Annotated in this window: 13 protein-coding genes; 12 read left to right on the top strand and 1 reads right to left on the bottom strand. The window is 69.3% G+C overall.

Annotated features, from left to right (window positions below; genetic code table 11):
* Positions 1-41: 41 nt before the first annotated feature.
* The 10 genes from dnaJ (at position 42) to VGV60_14500 (ending at position 13,865) form a co-directional block, all read left to right on the top strand.
* Positions 42-1,160, top strand: a complete 1,119-nt coding sequence (gene dnaJ, locus VGV60_14545) for a molecular chaperone DnaJ (GenBank protein HEV8702490.1) — start codon at positions 42-44, stop codon at positions 1,158-1,160.
* 44 nt (positions 1,161-1,204) lie between these two features.
* A complete protein-coding gene (locus VGV60_14540; GenBank protein ID HEV8702489.1) occupies positions 1,205-2,038 on the top strand; it encodes a 50S ribosomal protein L11 methyltransferase in 834 nt (277 codons plus the stop codon).
* A 128-nt stretch (positions 2,039-2,166) separates the two neighbouring features.
* Positions 2,167-2,952, top strand: a complete 786-nt coding sequence (locus VGV60_14535; protein ID HEV8702488.1) for a hypothetical protein — start codon at positions 2,167-2,169, stop codon at positions 2,950-2,952.
* A 104-nt stretch (positions 2,953-3,056) separates the two neighbouring features.
* Positions 3,057-4,643, top strand: coding sequence for a MopE-related protein (locus tag VGV60_14530; protein HEV8702487.1), 1,587 nt, complete (start codon positions 3,057-3,059; stop codon positions 4,641-4,643).
* A 342-nt stretch (positions 4,644-4,985) separates the two neighbouring features.
* Positions 4,986-5,924 carry a branched-chain amino acid transaminase gene (locus tag VGV60_14525; protein ID HEV8702486.1) on the top strand — a complete coding sequence of 313 codons (939 nt, stop codon included), beginning with the start codon at positions 4,986-4,988 and terminating at the stop codon, positions 5,922-5,924.
* A gap of 105 nt (positions 5,925-6,029) precedes the next feature.
* Positions 6,030-7,244 carry a type IV pilus twitching motility protein PilT gene (locus tag VGV60_14520; protein HEV8702485.1) on the top strand — a complete coding sequence of 405 codons (1,215 nt, stop codon included), beginning with the start codon at positions 6,030-6,032 and terminating at the stop codon, positions 7,242-7,244.
* Positions 7,245-7,358: 114 nt separating this feature from the next.
* Complete coding sequence (gene alaS / locus VGV60_14515) at positions 7,359-10,055, top strand: alanine--tRNA ligase (GenBank protein ID HEV8702484.1); 2,697 nt, start codon at positions 7,359-7,361, stop codon at positions 10,053-10,055.
* Positions 10,052-10,771 carry a lytic transglycosylase domain-containing protein gene (locus tag VGV60_14510; protein HEV8702483.1) on the top strand — a complete coding sequence of 240 codons (720 nt, stop codon included), beginning with the start codon at positions 10,052-10,054 and terminating at the stop codon, positions 10,769-10,771. The genes alaS and VGV60_14510 overlap by 4 nt, the downstream gene beginning before the upstream one ends.
* Positions 10,768-11,814, top strand: coding sequence for an adenosine deaminase (gene add, locus VGV60_14505; GenBank protein HEV8702482.1), 1,047 nt, complete (start codon positions 10,768-10,770; stop codon positions 11,812-11,814). The genes VGV60_14510 and add overlap by 4 nt, the downstream gene beginning before the upstream one ends.
* Complete coding sequence (locus VGV60_14500) at positions 11,811-13,865, top strand: glycosyltransferase family 39 protein (protein HEV8702481.1); 2,055 nt, start codon at positions 11,811-11,813, stop codon at positions 13,863-13,865. The genes add and VGV60_14500 overlap by 4 nt, the downstream gene beginning before the upstream one ends.
* Here the strand turns inward: VGV60_14500 and VGV60_14495 are convergent.
* The gene (locus VGV60_14495) at positions 13,813-15,282 is read right to left on the bottom strand and encodes a phosphoglucomutase/phosphomannomutase family protein (protein ID HEV8702480.1); all 1,470 of its coding nucleotides are present in this window, start codon (positions 15,280-15,282) and stop codon (positions 13,813-13,815) included. The two genes, VGV60_14500 and VGV60_14495, sit on opposite strands and share 53 nt — an antisense overlap.
* Before the next feature lie 126 nt (positions 15,283-15,408).
* Here VGV60_14495 and pgsA point away from each other — a divergent pair, with 126 nt between their 5' ends.
* A complete protein-coding gene (gene pgsA, locus VGV60_14490) occupies positions 15,409-16,005 on the top strand; it encodes a CDP-diacylglycerol--glycerol-3-phosphate 3-phosphatidyltransferase (GenBank protein HEV8702479.1) in 597 nt (198 codons plus the stop codon).
* A gap of 61 nt (positions 16,006-16,066) precedes the next feature.
* Complete coding sequence (locus VGV60_14485; GenBank protein ID HEV8702478.1) at positions 16,067-16,675, top strand: DUF502 domain-containing protein; 609 nt, start codon at positions 16,067-16,069, stop codon at positions 16,673-16,675.
* The last annotated feature ends 20 nt before the right edge of the window (positions 16,676-16,695 follow it).

Genomic DNA, 16,695 nt, shown 5'->3' with positions numbered 1-16,695 from the left:
CGCGGCTGTCTGTTTCGGCGCGCGCCTACGGGTATCGAGACGTGAAGAAAAAACACGACTACTATGACATCCTCGGCATCAAGAAGGACGCCGGCGAGGCGGAGATCAAGAAGGCCTACCGCCAGATGGCGATGAAGCACCATCCCGACCGGAATCCCGGGAACAAGGACGCCGAGGAGAAGTTCAAGGAGGCCGCCGAGGCCTATGCCGTCCTGTCGGATCGCGAGAAGCGCGCCCGGTACGATCGCTTCGGCCACGCGGGGCTCGGTGGCGCCGAGGGATTCAGCGGCTTCAACCCCGAGGTGTTCTCGGACTTCGAGGACATCCTGGGATCGTTCTTCGGCTTCAGCTTCGGAGACCTGTTCGGTGGCGGGCGAGGGCGGGCGCGCGGCGGCGGCCGGCGGCGCGGGGCCGACCTGCGGTTCGACCTGGAGATCGAGTTTCTCGAGGCGGCCGTGGGCGTCGAAAAGGAGGTCCAGGTGCCGCGCCTCGAGCCCTGCGCCGAGTGCCGCGGCAGCGGATCCAAGGGGGGCGAGCGCCTTCCGTGCGGAACCTGCCACGGCCAGGGGCAGATCCTCCATCGCCAGGGGTTCTTCGCGCTGAGCCAGACGTGCGGCGCCTGCGACGGGGCCGGCACCGTGGTGCGCGATCCCTGCCCGGCATGTCGCGGCGAGGGACGGCGCCGGGAAGTGCGCCGCCTCAGCGTCAAGATCCCCGCGGGGGTCGACACCGGCATGCGCCTGCGCGTGACCGGGGAAGGGGAGGGCGGCCTTCAGGGCGGGAGACAGGGGGACCTGTACGTGGTCCTGCAGGTGAAGGAGCACGACGTCTTCCGGCGGGACGGCCCGAACCTCCTGGTGGAGCTGCCCGTCGCCATCCCGCGGGCGGTCCTGGGATGCGAGGCGCAGGTGCCGACTCTCGAGGGCTCCGCGCGCATCACGATTCCCGCCGGCACCCAGCACGGCTCGGTCTTCTGCCTGCGCGGCAAGGGGCTGCCCCGCCCGGACGGCGGCGCGCGCGGCGATCTCTACGCGACCGTCACGTTCAGCATGCCGTCACGGCTCAGCCGCAAGCAGCGCGAGCTGTACGAGAAGCTCCTCGAGGACGAGGAGCCGGCCGACAAGGACATCCTGGGACGCGTCAAGGACATCTTCAGCTGAGACCCGCGATCGGAAAACCGCCCGGCTTCATCCGTGCCCGGCTCGTGGTCGCTCCGGACCACGAGGAGCCGGCGGTCGTCGCCTTCTGGGACAGCGGCTGCCTGGGCGTGCAGGTCCTGGCCGAGGGGCGCGCCCGAAGGCTGACGCTCGACGCCTACTTTTCCGTCGAGGCCGACAAGCGGCGCCTGGACGAAAGGCTCCGGCGCGCCTTCCAACGGGCTGGTCTAGGAGCCGGGACACGCGCACGCCTGAGCCCGGCCCGCGCCCGCCGCTGGGTCGAGAGCTGGCAACGCACCCTCAGGCCGATCACCATCGGTCCCTTTCTCGTGGTGCCCGAGGGCTGCCGGGCGCCGGCGGCCCGGGGCCGGGCGGTCCTGCGCGTGCGCTTCGGGCAGGCGTTTGGCACCGGCGAGCACGCCACCACGCGCCTCTGCCTGCGTCTCCTGAGCGAGCACCTCGTGCGGAACGATCGCGTCGTCGACCTGGGGACCGGGAGCGGAATTCTCGCCATGGCCGCCCTGCGGCTCGGGGCGTCCCGGGTCGTCGCCGCCGACAACGACGACGTGGCCCTCGAGGTGGCCCGGGCCAACCTGGCTGCGAACGGCCTCGCCGGGCAGATCGAGTTGCGCCTCGCCGACGCCTCCCGTGCCTGCCGGCCGGGGCCGTTCGACCTGGCGCTGGTCAACATCGGCGCCTCCACGATCGAGCGCATCCTCCCCCCCCTGGCCCTCGCCCTGGCCCCGGGCGGCCGCGCCATTCTCGCCGGACTCCTGGTGGAGGACGAGAAGCAACTTCTCCAGGCCGCCACCCGCGTCGGCCTGGTCCTCGAGGACAAGCGCCGATCCCGCCCCTGGTCCGCCCTGGTTCTGCGCCGGTGACCATCTTCGGCTCGTCCCGAATGGACGGCGCATCGGAAGAGCCGGAGGCGTAGTTGCATGAGTGAGAGGATGGGCGTATATGGATCACATTCAGTCCCGTACGCGACCCGTTTCCAAGGAGGCGCACCATGCGCAGACTCTTTCCGGCGGCTGTCGCGGTATCTCTCCTGCTGCTTCCGGGCGCCGCGCTGGCGCAGCGAAAGCCTCCCCCGGCGGCTGGTGGAAACCCCTCCCAGGGGGCAACGTACATCTTCTTCGTCGGCGGGGATTTGCTGGGCGGGTTCGATCCGACCTTGGACCCGGTGATCATGGCCGCCGACAACGGGGACCGGCTGGAGATCCGGGGCGAAGGCGACTTCCAGATCTGGCCGAAGGATATCTTTGGCGGCGGGACGTTCGTCCACAAGGACGCCACCGGCAACGAGATCCGTCGAGGGAGCTGGATCGCGGTGGAGTTCCTGAGCTTCAACTCCTACGATGGCCTGGGCGGTCAGCTGCAACTCCGCATCGATCTGATCCCCGCGGGCCAGACAGCCGGGATCCCGGGGAAGATGCAGGTCGATTGCCCCTTGGGGGACCCGCCACCCAGCGCCGTGTTCGAGGCACGGGTCGTGTTCCAGGATTCCGGCCTCAACTTCAACAGGCGCATTCAGGGCGGGACGCTGTTCTTCAAGCTGCATATCGATCCCCCGATATGCGGGGGAATCCGGGGGAACTGCGCGCACTCGCTCTGCAGCGTCGGAGGGCCGCTCTCGCCGACCTGCCAGCCCGAAATTGACCCGACCTGCGTCGCCCGCATCTGCGAGGTCGATCCTTACTGCTGCTCGGCCGGATGGCACCAGGGCTGCGTCGACGCGGTCAAGACCGTGTGCGGCCTGTGCTGCTGCACCAAGGGGATCGCCCCATGCGATTGAGGGCTCCAGGGGGGCCGACCTGGATTCTGCGAATGCTTCACGAACCACGGAGACGAGCTCCGGACATCGATCAAGCCCGCCTCACTCCGCAAGGAGGGTTCATCATGCAGATACGCCTTCGGGCTCTTGCGCTCCTGAGCGCGTTGGCTCTGGGAGCATCCACCGCCTGGGCCACTTGCCCGGACTCCGTTCCCATGTACCACGTCCAGTCTCATTTCTCCTGTGCCGACGCATCCGGCGTGTCGGCGCTGGCCTACCAGATCTCCGACCCGCTGCGTGTGAACACGGGGACGGAGGACATTGCTTGCGAAGCCTTGGGCCCCGCCTGCTTCGGCGACAGCGGCGGCTCCGGGGACGGCAGGGTCACCATCGAGAGCGACTGGGGGAACCCGGGTGTCTCCGGATGTCCCGCTTTTCCTGGTGCGCACAGGGTGGTGATCGTCGTGCAGGCGTCGGATGGTGAGGGGCTCGTCCTGTCGCTGAGCGGAGCCGACCCTTCCCTGGGCTATATCGTCGAGGCGGCCCACCCGTTCGACACCGCGACCAGCGACGTCGCGCCCCTTGTCTGCGGGCGGAACCGCCCCACGTTGATCTCCTCGTCCGGCAATCCGGACGGCACCGTCACGGTCAACCTGCACCTCACGCCCCCGACGGTCTACAGCGACTGCGATCCGGATACGCTCGGCGCCTCTTTGGGCACGACCTGTCCCGATGGCTTCAGGGCGGACCCGTCTGTGGCCAGAATCGTCCTGAACGAGGATTGCGAACTGCCGGTGGACCTGCGCCGGGAGGCGTGGGGCGACGCCGCAGTGCTGCCGGACGCCGGAGGCAACGTGTCCTTGACGTTGCCCCGTGGGCCGGGTTTCCCGTGCGTCTCGATCGGATACACGGCCAACATCGGCGGGGCCGAGAGCGGGGCGGTCGTCGGGTTCCTGCGGCTGGCTGGAGTCGGATGCCCGGATCAGGATCAGGATGGATTCAGCGCCTGCCGGGGTGACTGCAATGACCGGAATCCGGCCATCCATCCCGGCGCCCCGGAGGCGTGCAACGGCATCGACGACAACTGCGACGGGGCGATCGATGAGTCCGCGACCGGTCCCGATGGCGATGGGGACGGGGTACCGGATGGCTGCGACAACTGTCCGAACGTGCCCAACCCCGGTCAGGAGGACGCGGACCTGGACTTCGTCGGCGACGCCTGCGACAACTGCCCGCAGATGCCCAACCAGGATCAGGACGACCTCGACGCGGATGGAGTGGGGACCGTCTGTGACAATTGTCCCACCGACCCCAACCCCGATCAACGGGATACCGATTTCGACGGCGTCGGCGATGTCTGCGACAACTGTCCGCTCTTTCCCAACCCGAATCAGGATCCGTTCGACTGCCACTGCGATCCGTCGGCACCCACGATCAACTTCTCGAGCCCGCTCGGCCGGGGATCGGGGCTGGTGAACTGGGTAACCTGCCCGGAGCTCGACCTGGTGGGGTTCAACCTCGTGATGATCGACCAGCAGGGGAACCGGACCCAGTTGAATCCGGTCCTGATCCCCTGCGAGGAGTGCGTCACCGGGGTCTCGCATGCGTACAGCTCCACCATCCCGAAGCACAAGAGCGGCCGGAACATCTTCCTGGAGATACTGAAGCTGAACGGTGTCGTGGTGGTGGTCGGGCCGGCGGTGAAGGAGTAGACCGGGGGATCCGAGGGCCGGCCCCCGGGCGGGGGCCGGTCGTCCAAGAGGCGAATCCATATCTCTGACCTCTTCGCCGCCATTCTCTGTGCTACTCGCAGGTTCCGACTGAAGCGTGCGCTTAGGCAGGATGGCTTCGAGATCCGTGAGGACCTGGCCCGGTTCCTGCCCTTTCCAGAGTCCGAGACTCTCGGTCGGTGTGGCAGCAACACCCGCGGACCCGCGCGCGCCCCGCTCCCGGGACCGCTGGCGATGGGGCCGCCATTGTCCTTGATATCGTTTCACCCCCTGCCCTATACTGGCGCGGCCCACAAGTGACCGAGTCTCTCTGAGGAGTCCGGGATGGCCTTCACGAAGGCCGAGACGATCTGGATGAACGGCCGTCTGGTCCCATGGGAGCAGGCGACGGTGCACGTCCTGTCACACGTCATCCACTACGGATCCTGCATTTTCGAAGGGATCCGCTGCTACAAGACGCAGCGGGGCCCGGCCGTCTTTCGTCTCCGCGATCACGTCGACCGGCTCTTCGAGGGGTGCGCGATCTACCGGATGGAAGTCCCGTACACGCGCGAGCAGCTGGAGGCGGCGATCCTCGAGACGATTCGCGCCAACCGGCTGGAGGCGTGCTACATCCGCCCGCTGGCCTACCGCGGGTACGAGTCCCTGGGCGTCGATCCGTTCCCGTGCCCCATCGACGTGGCGGTGGCGGCGTACCCGTGGGGCTCCTACCTCGGCAAGGACGCCGCGGAGAAGGGGGTGGACGTCATGGTCTCCTCCTGGCGGCGGCAGGCCCCCGACACGCTCCCCGCCATGGCCAAGGCGAGCGCCAATTACATGAACTCGCAGCTGATCAAGATGGAGGCGCTGGTCAACGGATACGTCGAGGGGATCGCCCTCGACTCCACCGGCTTCGTGAGCGAGGGGAGCGGCGAGAACCTGTTCCTGGTGAAGAAGGGGAGCCTGTACACCCCGCCCCTGACCGCCTCGATCCTGCCCGGCATCACGCGCGCCACCATCCTGCAGCTGGCTCAGGACCTCAAGATCCCGGTGATCGAGCGGAGCATTCCGCGCGAGGCCCTGTACACGGCCGAGGAAGTCTTCTTCGTCGGCACCGCCGCCGAGGTGACGCCGATCCGGTCGGTCGACCGCGTGACGGTCGGGCGCGGCAGGCGGGGGGAGATCACCACGCGCCTGCAGGCGGAATTCAAGGCGATCACCTCCGGCCAGAGCGAAGACCGCCACCGCTGGCTCTCTCCCGTCTCGGATTTCGTTCCCGCGTAACAGCCAGAAAACAAGCCGCTTTCTTGACTTCCGCCCGTCCGGAACCTAGATTCGACCCGTCCGATCGAGGCGGCACTGCGCGCCCGGGGGAGCGGCGGCAAATCGATGCACGTCAATGATCTCCTGAAGATCGCGGCGGAGCGCAAGGCGTCCGACCTGCACCTGAAGGTCGGCAGCCACCCCGTGATCCGTATCAACGGACACCTGACACCCCTCTCCGAGCTGAACCGCCTGTCCCAGGAAGACACCATCGCCATGGCGTTCAGCATCATGAGCGGTCGCCAGAAGCAGAAATTCAAGGATCACTACGAGATCGACCTGGCCTACTCGGTCCCCGGGCTGGGGCGATTCCGCGTCAACGTGTTCCAGCAGCGCGGCACCGTCGGCCTGGTCCTGAGGGTCATCCCGGCGAAGATCCTGAGCATCGAGGACCTGCTCCTGCCCCCCGTCCTGAAGACGATCGCCGACGAGCGCCGCGGGCTCATCCTCGTGACCGGCACCACCGGGTCCGGAAAGTCCACCTGCCTGGCCGCCATGATCGACTACATCAACAACATGCGCACCGAGCACGTCATGACCATCGAGGACCCGATCGAGTTCCTGCACCGGGACAAGAAGAGCCTGGTGAACCAGCGCGAGGTGGAGGTGGACACCAAATCCTTCGCCACCGCGCTGCGCTCGGCCCTGCGGCAGGACCCCGACGTCATCCTGGTCGGCGAGATGCGGGACTACGAGACGATCGAGACCGCCCTGACCGCGGCCGAGACGGGCCACCTGGTGTTCTCGACGCTGCACACCCTCGACGCCACCGAGACGGTGAACCGGGTGATCTCGGTCTTCCCGCCGCACCAGCAGAAACAGATCCGCCTGCAGCTGGCCAGCGTGCTGAAGGCGGTCATCTCGATGCGCCTCCTGCCGCGCGCCGACGGCAACGGCCGCGTGCCGGCGGCGGAAGTCCTGCGCATCACCAACTTCGTGCGGGACTGCATCGAGAACAAGGACAAGACCAAGCTGATCCACGAGGCGATCGCCCAGGGGACCTCGCAGTACGGCATGCAGACCTTCGATCAATCCATCTACGGCCTGTTCAAGAAGGACCTGATCACCATGGAGGAGGCGCTGCGCCGCGCCAGCAACCCGGACGAGTTCAAGCTGAAGCTGCAGGGGATCGAGTCGACCGCCGACGTGGCGCAGCGGGAGATGGAGAGCACCCTGAAGACCGGGTTCGAGAACGCGCAGGGCGGCGCCGCGTCCGGCCCGGGCGCCTCGGTCTTCGATCTGTCACGCGCCCACGGCGCGGGCGGCGCCCGCAAGAAATAGGCCCCCGTGCGGGCCGCCTGCGATCCTCCGCCTGTCTCCGAGTTCGTGGTCTTCCCGCGCTCCCGCCGCGCCGCCGTCCGGCTTGATATAATGACGCGCTTTCGGGGGGGACAGATGACCCGTCCGGACACAGGCGCCGCACGGATTCGCGAGAAGTTCCTGCGCTTCTTCGAGGAGCGCGGGCACCAGCGCGTCCCCTCCTCCTCTCTGATTCCCGCCCAGGACCCGACCCTTCTGTTCACGAACGCCGGGATGAACCAGTTCAAGGACGTGTTCCTCGGGCGCGAGGAGAGACCCTACAGGCGCGCCGCCACGTCGCAGAAATGCATGCGGGTCTCCGGCAAGCACAATGATCTCGATCAGGTCGGCCGCACGCCGCGCCACCACACGTTCTTCGAGATGCTCGGGAATTTCTCCTTCGGGGACTACTTCAAGAAGGAGGCGATCGCGTTCGCCTGGGAGTTGATGGAGGGCGTGTTCGCCCTGCCGAAGGATCGCCTCTGGGTCACTATTTTCAAGGGCGACGACGAATCGTTCGAGGCCTGGCACAAGGGGATCGGCCTGCCGCCCGGGAGAATCGTCCGCCTGGGGGAGAAGGATAACTTCTGGTCGATGGGGGACACGGGGCCGTGCGGTCCGTGCTCCGAGATCCATTACGACCGGGGGGAGACGTTCGGATGCGGCGAGCCCGGCTGCGCTCCGGGCTGCGAGCGCGAGGGCTGCGAGCGCTACATGGAGCTCTGGAACCTGGTCTTCATGCAATACGACAGACAGCCGGGAGGGGAGCTCAAGCCGCTGGCCAAGACGGGGGTCGACACCGGCATGGGGCTCGAGCGTCTCGCCTCGGTCCTGCAGGGCGCGGCGAGCAACTACGAGACCGATCTGTTCGCGCCGATCATGGACGCCGCCGCGCGGCTGGCCGAGCACCGTGGCGCGCACCGGCCCGACCCGGGGAACGAGAACGACCGGGTGGCGCTCCGGGTGATCGCGGACCATGTGCGCGCCATGGTGTTCCTGATGGCGGACGGCGCCGTCCCGGGGAACGACGGCCGGGGATACGTCCTCAGGCGCATCATGCGGCGCGCCATCCGGTTCGGGCGAACCCTGGGGATCGAAACGCCCTTCCTGTGCGACCTGGCGGGCACGGTCATCGAGGTCATGGAGAGCGCCTACCCGGATCTTGTAGCGCACGGCGGGACGATCGCCCGGGCGGCGCGCCGCGAAGAGGAGCGTTTTGGCGAGACGCTCGCCGTCGGCCTGACGAAGGTGGAAGCGCTGGCGAAGACCCTGAAGGCGGACGGGAGGAACCTCATTCCCGGCGCCGAGGCGTTCCGCCTCTACGACACCTTCGGGCTGCCGCTCGACCTGATCAAGGACGTGGCCCACGGCTGGCACCTGGGGGTGGACGAGGCCGGCTTCGAGGAGGCGATGGAGGAGCAGCGCGAGCGCTCGCGCCGGGGCATGAAGGAGACCGTCTCCGCCGTGCCGGAGGTCGTGTCCCGCCTGCCGTCCCGGTCGATCGATTTCGTCGGCCACGAGACGACGGTCCTCGAAGCGTCGCGCGTCCTCGCCCTCGTGCGGGGCGGGCACCTCCAGGACGAGCTGCGCGCGGGGGAGGAGGGCCAGGTCCTGCTCGATCGCACCCCCTTCTATGCGGAGGGGGGCGGGCAGGTGGGGGACACCGGGTTCCTGACGGCGTCGGGCGGGGTGGCGCAGGTGCGCGACACGCAGGCGCCCCTTCCCGGCCTCAACCTGCACGACGTGGTGGTGAAGGAGGGCCGGCTGCGCACAGGGGAGGCGGTGCGCGCCGAGGTCGACCGCGGCCGCCGCGAGGCCGTGATGCGCAGCCACGACTCCACGCACCTGCTGCACGCGGCGCTGCGCGACGTGGTCGGACTGCACGTCAAGCAGGCCGGCTCGCTGGTCAACCCCGACCGCTTCCGTTTCGATTTCAGCCACTACGCGGCGCTCTCGGACGAGATCCTGGCGCAGGTCGAGGACGAGGTGAACGACGTCATCCGGCAGGACCTGCCCATCCGGACCTCCATCATGCCCCTGGACGAGGCCCTGCGGCGCGGGGCGCTGGCGTTCTTCGGGGACAAGTACGGCGCCACGGTGCGCGTCGTCGAAGTCCCCGGGTTCAGCCTCGAGCTGTGCGGCGGCACGCATGCCCAGAGCACCGGATCGATCGGGCTCCTCAAGGTGATCCAGGAGCGCGGCATCGCCGCCGGCGTCCGCCGCATCGAGGCGCTTGCGGGAGAGCAGGCCCTGCGCCAGGCGCGCGAGGACCAGGTCCTCGTGGGGCGCGTGCAGGCGACTCTCAACGTGGAGCGGCAGCGCCTGCACGAGACGCTCCAGCACCTGCTGGAGCAGAACCGCGCGCTGCAGCGGGAAGTGGATCAGATCAAAGTCACCCTGGCCGCCGGCGGCCCCGCGGCGGCCGCGGACGAGACGGCCGACGTCGCCGGCGTGAAGGTGCTGGTGCGCGGCCCGCAGGAGGGGCTCGACAAGGACGCCGTCCGGGCGCTGGTCGACCGCAGCCGCCAGCGGCTTCCTTCGGGGGTCATCGTGCAGTGGGCGGTGCGCGACGACCGGGTGACCGTGACCGCCTCGGTCAGCCGCGACCTGATCCCGCCCCTGCATGCCGGCGAGATCGTGAAGGAGCTTGCCCTCCTGTTCGACGGCCGGGGGGGCGGCAAGCCGGACATGGCGGAGGCCGGCGGCAAGAGCCCCGCCGACCTGAAGGGGACGCGCGGACGGACGCTGGAGGCGGTCGAGCGGGTCATCCGCCGCGTCGGGGCGGCGCGGTGACGCGCGCCGCGTGCTTCGTCATGGCGACCGCGGGGCTCCTGGCGCAGGCCGCCTCCGCGGACGAGATGTACTACCGCAAGGACGCCAGCGGCGCGCTCGTCCTGACCAACGTCCCGAGCAGCACCGACCTGCGCGCCTACCGCGGCCACGGCCCGCTGCGGGTGACCAGCTCGGGTGAGGAGTACCGCGAGCTGATCGCCCGCACGGCGCTGAGCCACGGCATCCATCCCGACCTGGTGTTCGCCGTCGCGGCGGTCGAGTCCAACTTCGACTCGCGGGCGGTCTCGGAGAAAGGGGCGCAGGGGCTCATGCAGCTGATGCCGGACACCGCCGCGCGCTTCGGCGTCGCCGACGCCTTCAATCCCGCCCAGAACGTCCTCGGCGGCGTGCGCTACATGCGCTACCTTCTCGATCTGTTCAAGGGGGACTCGCGGCTGGCCCTGGCCGCGTACAACGCCGGCGAGAACGTCGTCCTGTCGCGGGGCGGCGTGCCGCCCTATCCGGAGACCCGCCGCTACGTCAGCAAGGTACTTCAGCTGTTCGGGGGAAAGAAGCCGATCATCTCGCGGGAGCCGCCGCGTCCGCCGGCGAGCCGTCCCACAGCCGCGCCGATCAAGACCTATACCGACGCCGCCGGAGTCGTCCACATGACCGACTCGGAGCCGCCGAAGAGCACGCCCTCGCCGACGGCGCCGCCCCCCGACGCCACTCCTTGAGTGCCGATCGCGAGGGCGTGGTCGACCTGGTCCGCCGGGTGCCCAAGGCGGAAATCCATCTGCACCTGGAAGGATCGGTCGACCTGGAGACGCTGCTCGAGATCCTGCGCTCGCGCGGCGAGCACGCCGGGCCGGAAACGCGGGCGCGTCTGGCGCCCCTCTATGCTCACCGCGATTTCCCGGGCTTCCTTCAGAACTTCCGCCTGGTCTGCCAGGAAATCCGCCGCCCCGAGGACCTCGGTCTCGTCGCCACGGGCCTGTCACGACGCCTGCAGGGGGAAGGGGTCCGGTACGCGGAGGTCTTCTGCTCTCCCGCCGTCTTCAAGCGGCTGCACGGCCTCCCGGCGCTCGAGGTCATGGACGCGGTGAGCGCCGCGGCGCGCCGGCGGGAGAAGGACGGCGGGCCCCGCCTGCGTTTTCTGCTCGACGGCGTGCGCCAGTTCGGCGTCGAGGGGATGGAGGAGAACGTCGAGTGGGCGATCGCCTGCCGCGCCCATGACGTCATCGGCATTGGCATGGGCGGCGACGAGTCGTCGGCCCCGACGGGGGCGTTCGCCGGGCCGTACCGCGAAGCCCGGCGCCGCGGGCTGCGCACCACTGTGCACGCGGGGGAGTTCGGCGGCCCGCGATCGGTCTGGGAGGCGATCGAGATCCTGGAGGTGGAGCGGATCGGCCACGGAGTGCGCGCCGTCGAGGACCCCGAGCTCCTCCGCGTGCTCGCCCGCCTCGGGGTCCCGCTGGAATGCTGCCCGACGAGCAACGTGCGCACCGGCGTCGCACCGGGATGGGAGCGGCACCCGATCGCCGACCTTGTGCGCGCGGGGGCGTGCGTGACGGTCAGCAGCGACGATCCGGCGATGTTCTCCACCACGCTCGTGGGGGAATGGGAGGCGCTGCAGGCGCGCCTGGGGCTCGAGGCGGAGGAGGTCCTCGCGATCGGGGTGCGCACCGCTCGCTCGACCTTCCTGCCGGAAGCGGAGAAGGAGGTCCTGGCGGCCGCGATGCTCGAGGCCGCGGCCGGCGGCCCGGGGGCGCCGCCGTGACCGCCTCCATGGAGCGGGCCAGCCCGCGCGCACCTCGCTCCGCCCTGGTCGTCGTCGGCCTTCTCGCCGTCTACGTGCTGTCTCTGCAGGCCCTGCTCCGGCCCGGGGGCGGCCTGCGCGGCCGCTACTTCATCCGCGGCGAGGGGGGCGTCGAGATCGCCGTCCACGAGCGCATCGACGCCGATCTGAATTTTCCCGTCCCGCAGCGTCTCGACTCCGCCTACATCTTCCACTGGGACATGCGCAGGCACGGGTTCCCGGCCACGATGCCGCCCTACAGCATTCACTGGACCGGCCTCCTGCTCGTGCCGCAGCCGGGAACGTACGGCTTCTCGGTGGACGTCCAAGGGGAGGCCGCCCTGCAGATCGACGGGTCGCCGCTCGAGCTGCAGCCGGACACCCTGACGGAGAGGTCCCTCTCCGCCGGCTGGCACCCGGTCGCCTTCGACTACGCTCTCGGCCAGGGAGACGCCAGGGTGGTCCTCTCCTGGCGGCCACCGGGGCAATCGGTGCAGCCGATCCCGTCCCGTTTCTTCGCCCCCGATCCCGCGGCGGTCACGGCCGCGTCCACGCGGCGCGGGCTGGGCTGGGGACTGCTGGCGGCGGGCGCGGCGCTGGCGCTCGCCGGCGTGATCCTGGGCCGGCGGGAGCGGGGGGCGGTAGCGGGCCTTCTCGCCTCTCTGCGGAGCGAGCGGGTCACGCTGGCCCTCGGCGCGATCATCGTCCTGGCGGCGCTCCTGCGTTTCCATGACCACGCGCTGGTGCCGTTTCACCACGAGACGGCCGACGAGTACCAGCACGCCTGGGAGGGCTGGTCCCTCCTCCACCAGGGTGTGCCGGCCGCCTGGAGCATGTTCCCGGACCGGTACCCGATGAGCGACACGGTCGATTTCCGCTGGTTCGGCGACCGCTACGTCGTGGTCAGGCCGTATTTCGACCACCCGCCGCTGTTCTCCCTGATCGTCGGCCTCGTGACGTCGCTCAGGCAGAGCGCCACCTACCCCATTCCCTGGGATTTCCTCTCCGGGACGTTGCCACTGATGCGCGTCGTGCCGATCCTCCTGAGCCTCGCCGGGATCGTCCTCCTGTACCGCCTGGCGCGCTCCTACGGGGTGTCGGAGAGGGCCGCGCTCCTCGGGACCCTGGTGTACGCCACCCTGCCGCTCATCGTGCTGGCGCACCGTCTGGTGAAAGCGGAGAGCCTGCTGGCGATCCTCTTCATGGGGGCGATCCTGGCGGCCCACCGCCACCGGCTGAGCGGCCGGATGGGAGACGCCGTCGTCGCGGGCGTCCTGGGGGGATTGTCGATCTGGACCAAGGCGACCGGCGTGGCGGTCGTGGGGGTCGTCCTCGTCCTCCTCCTCTCGGCCCGGCGGTTCCGCGGCGCCCTTCTGGCGCTCGGACTGGCGGCGGGTTTCCTGGCGCTGTATCTCGTGTACGCCTGGACGCAGGACTTCGGCATCTTCCTCAAGGTGATCCAGGCCCAGTCGACGAGCAAGTGGGTCGGCCTGGAGTCGCTCCAGGATCTGCTGACGGGGAAGATCGTCACGAAGTACTTCGGGCGCGGCTGGTACCTGTGGCTGCTTCTGTGCGCGGGGCTGGCCGCCTTCCGCAGGGAGCGCGCCATCCTGATGCCGCTGGCGCTCTACGGCACCCTGATCGCGCTGACCGCCGACCATCGTGTCATCTACGGCTGGTACCGGATCCCGCTCTATCCGTTCCTGTGCGTGGCCGCCGGAACGGCGCTGGAGAGGATGATCAGCCGGGGGGATCTGTACCGGGTGTTTCCGTTCGCCATCACCGCGGTGGCGACCGGGGCGCTGTACGCCTGGTCCGGGGAGCCGCTCCTCATCCAGAGCAAGCCGGCCGTGGCCCTCTTCGCCCTGATCGCCCTGCTGCCGTTCCTCGTCCGGTTGGCCTTCGAGTCGGCCCTCACCGAGAGGATCGCGCGCCTGGCGACCTGGGTCCTCCTGGCGGCGTTCCTCTTGACCAGCTTGATCATCGACGACGGCCTGCTCGAGATCTACTCCGCGACGCGCGGCCTGCGCTGAGCCCGCCGGCCGGGCCGGGGGCGGACGCGATCGCCAGGCGCCTGAGCCCCGCCGCGATGAGGGCGTCGACGAGGGCCTCGCTGCGCGCCTCGCAGTACACGCGCAGGATCGGCTCGGTGCCCGAGGCCCGGAACAGGATCCAGCCGGCTTCCCCCAGCAGGAGCTTGACGCCGTCGAGCGGGTCGACGCGCTCGACCGGAATCCCCGCCAGGCGCGCGGGCGGGTCGTCCCGGATGCCCCGCACCCCCTCCTGCGCCGTCTCCACCCGCAGCGGCAGGTCGACCCGGCGATAGGCGAAGCGGCCGTACTCCTTCTCGACCCGGGCGACGGCCCGCGTCAGGCGGCGCTCCGAGACGGCGAGCATCTCGAGCAGGACCAGGCCGATCAGGATGCCGTCGCGCTCGGGAAGAAAGTTCTTCACGCCGATGCCGCCGCTCTCCTCGCCGCCGATCAGGACATCCTCCTGCCGCATCAGGGCGGCGATGTGCTTGAACCCGACCGGCAGGTCGTAGAACGGCAGGTTGAACCGCCGGGCGATGCGCTCCGCGACCAGGGTGTTGGCGAACGTGCGGGCGATTCCGCCGGTCCATTTCCGGTTCTCGATCAGGTGCAGCGCCACGAGGGAGAAAATCTGGAACGGGGACAGGACGCGGCCGGTCTCGTCGCACACGCCGATGCGGTCGCCGTCGCCATCGGTGGCGATCCCGATGTGGGCGCGCCCCCGCACGACCGCCTGGCGCAGCGGCCCGAGGTTTTCGGGACGCGGCTCGGGCGGCGTGCCGCCGAACAGCGGATCGGGCAGGGCGCGGACCGTCTCGATCCGGGCCCGTCCCCCTTTGAGAAATCCTTCGAGGATGCGGCCGCCGCTCCCGTGCATGCTGTCCACCACGACGCGCAGCGGGGCGCGGCGGATCACGCCGCGATCGACCACGGCCCCGAGGCGCGGCAGGTAGGCGGGCAGGAACGACTGGCGCGACGCGGGAGGCTGTGCGGTGCGCGGCGGGGTCCGCCCCAGAAGCGCCTCGACGCGCGCCGTCAGCTCGGGAGGCGCGCTGCCCCCGAACGCCGCCTTGAGCTTGAAGCCGTTCCAGGCCGCCGGGTTGTGGCTGGCGGTGATGCAGACGCCGAGCGGCGCGCCCGAGGCGACCACCTGGCACGAGACCATCGGCGTGGTGACCGGCCCGTCCGGCAGGAGGGTCGGGACGCCGTTCCCTTCCAGGACCGAGGCGGCGGCCTCGGCGAAGCGCGGGCCCAGGAAGCGCACGTCGTGGCCCACCGGCACCGGCTTCCCCGAGCCGTCCGTCTGCCGGATGACGGCGGCAACGGCCTGCGCCACGGCGCGCACGTTGTCGAACGTGAATTCGTCGGCGATGATGCCGCGCCAGCCGTCGGTCCCGAAGCGAATCACCAGAATCATCCCGTTGACCGTCCCGCTCGGCCTGTGTTAGTTTGCTCAGGTCCGCCTGGATCGACGGCCGGCTCGGGCATCAGCGGGGCGCGGCCTCGCGGCATTCTACACTCGGACTCCCCGGCTACCGACGCGATGATCAACCTTCCGACCTGGATCACGATCATCCGGATCTTCCTGACGCCCGTGCTGGTCGTCGTGCTGATGACGCGCGTCACCGCCTTCGAGCCGATCGGCCTCGACTGGCAGATGATCGGCGTCATCGTCTTCCTCCTGGCGTCGTTCACCGACTATCTCGACGGGTGGCTGGCGCGACGGCGCAACGAGGTGACCACCCTCGGCATCCTGCTCGACCCGATCGCCGACAAGCTGCTCACCTCCGCGGCCTTCATTTCGCTGGTGCAGATCGGCGTGACGCCCGCCTGGATGGTCTGGATCATCATCGGGCGCGAGTTCGCCGTCGACGGTTTGCGCATGATCGCGTCCAGCCAGGGGGTCACCATCGGCGCCACCATCTGGGGAAAATACAAGACCGGGTCCCAGGTCGTGGCGATCGTCCTGCTCATCTTCGGGAACAAGTACCTCGGGAAGTGGGACCTGGCCGGCGACGTGGCGATCTGGGTGGTGGTGGCCCTGGCGACCCTTTCGGCCGCCGACTACTTCATGCAGTTCTCGCGGCGCCTGGGGGTCATCGGAGGCCACGTCTCATCCGGGGGAGGGCACCCTGGCTAGGAAGCGACGCGCCCCCCAAGGGCGTCTCGGCCGCCTCCGCCAGCATTTTCTGACCGGGCTGGTGATCGTCCTGCCCCTGCTCGTCACCATCTGGATGCTGCGCATCCTGTTCAACCTCGTGCACGGTGTCTCGACCCCGTTCATCCTCAGGATCCTGAGCCTGATGCACGCCCCCCTCGTCGACGATCCGGCGTTCTCCGGCTACATCGCCCCCCTGATCGGTGTCGTGGCCACGCTGCTCCTGATCGTCCTGGTCGGCCTCAGCGCCGCCAATTTCCTCGGGCAGCGCATCGTGAGGGAGTTCGATCGGCTGATGCTGCGCATCCCGCTGATCAAGGCGATCTACGGAGCGGCCCGGCAGCTCCTCGACGCCCTCGGCAGCAAGAACAGCAATTTCCAGAGGGTCGTCATGATCGAGTATCCGAGGACGGGCGTGTACACGATCGGCTTTCTCGCCAAGCAGGACACGACGCTCGTCGCCTCGAAGAAGGACGGAGCGATCGAGGGACACTCGCTGGTGTTCCTGCCGACGACGCCGAATCCGACCTCCGGGTGGCTGGCCGCGGTACCCGACAAGGACGTGATCCCCCTGGATATGTCGATTGAAGACGGGATCAAGACGATCGTCAGCGGCGGCCTCGTGGTGCCCCCCGCCTGGGAGCGGCGCTAAGGCGGGCGGCGGGCCGGCGG

It is taken from the genome of Candidatus Polarisedimenticolia bacterium (assembly GCA_036001465.1).
In the GTDB taxonomy this organism is placed as follows: Bacteria; Acidobacteriota; Polarisedimenticolia; order Gp22-AA2; family Gp22-AA2; genus Gp22-AA3.
The sequence above is the reverse complement of the archived record's forward strand: the minus strand, read 5'-3'. Positions and strand labels throughout refer to the sequence as shown.

Excerpts from the sequence above, each read along its gene's own strand:
- VGV60_14535 (HEV8702488.1), top strand. The coding sequence starts at position 2,167 with ATGCGCAGACTCTTTCCGGCGGCTGTCGCGGTATCTCTCCTGCTGCTT.
- VGV60_14530 (HEV8702487.1), top strand. The coding sequence starts at position 3,057 with ATGCAGATACGCCTTCGGGCTCTTGCGCTCCTGAGCGCGTTGGCTCTG.
- VGV60_14525 (HEV8702486.1), top strand. The coding sequence starts at position 4,986 with ATGGCCTTCACGAAGGCCGAGACGATCTGGATGAACGGCCGTCTGGTC.
- VGV60_14520 (HEV8702485.1), top strand. The coding sequence starts at position 6,030 with ATGCACGTCAATGATCTCCTGAAGATCGCGGCGGAGCGCAAGGCGTCC.
- alaS (HEV8702484.1), top strand. The coding sequence starts at position 7,359 with ATGACCCGTCCGGACACAGGCGCCGCACGGATTCGCGAGAAGTTCCTG.
- VGV60_14495 (HEV8702480.1), bottom strand. The coding sequence starts at position 15,282 with ATGATTCTGGTGATTCGCTTCGGGACCGACGGCTGGCGCGGCATCATC.
- pgsA (HEV8702479.1), top strand. The coding sequence starts at position 15,409 with ATGATCAACCTTCCGACCTGGATCACGATCATCCGGATCTTCCTGACG.